This is a genomic window from Kaistia terrae (assembly GCF_026344005.1).
Classification (GTDB): Bacteria; Pseudomonadota; Alphaproteobacteria; order Rhizobiales; family Kaistiaceae; genus Kaistia; species Kaistia terrae.
This window is the reverse complement of sequence record NZ_JAPKNH010000036.1, coordinates 1-675: the sequence shown is the minus strand read 5'-3', so window position 1 is coordinate 675 and position 675 is coordinate 1. Positions and strand designations below refer to the sequence as shown.

At 61.0% G+C, this 675-nt stretch carries 1 protein-coding gene; it reads left to right on the top strand.

Annotated features, from left to right (window positions below; translation table 11 throughout):
• Window positions 1-675 (top strand): EF-Tu C-terminal domain-related protein (locus OSH12_RS26195; protein WP_266346580.1); only part of this gene is annotated, 675 nt, incomplete at both ends.

Below are 675 nucleotides of genomic sequence, written 5' to 3'. Positions count from 1 at the left end.
GACGATCTGCCGATCGTCAAGGGTTCGGCTGTTGTCGCTCTCAACGATGGCGACGCCAAGCTGGGCGAAGACGCGATCCTCGAGCTGATGACCGCTGTCGACACCTACATCCCGCAGCCGGAGCGTCCGGTTGACCTGCCGTTCCTGATGCCGATCGAAGACGTTTTCTCGATCTCGGGTCGTGGTACGGTTGTGACCGGTCGCGTCGAGCGCGGCATCGTCAAGGTTGGTGAAGAAGTCGAGATCGTCGGCATTCGCCCGACCGTCAAGTCGACCTGCACCGGCGTCGAAATGTTCCGCAAGCTGCTCGATCAGGGCCAGGCTGGCGACAATATCGGTGCTCTTCTTCGCGGTATCGACCGTGAAGGCGTTGAGCGCGGTCAGATCCTTTGCAAGCCCGGTTCCGTGATGCCGCATACGGTATTCAAGGCCGAGGCCTACATCCTGACCAAGGAAGAAGGCGGTCGTCACACGCCGTTCTTCACGAACTACCGTCCGCAGTTCTACTTCCGCACGACCGACGTGACGGGTGTGGTAACGCTGCCGGAAGGCGTCGAGATGGTGATGCCGGGCGACAACATCTCGGTTGATGTTGAGCTGATCGTCCCGATCGCCATGGAAGAGAAGCTGCGCTTCGCCATTCGTGAAGGCGGTCGTACCGTCGGCGCGGGCGTC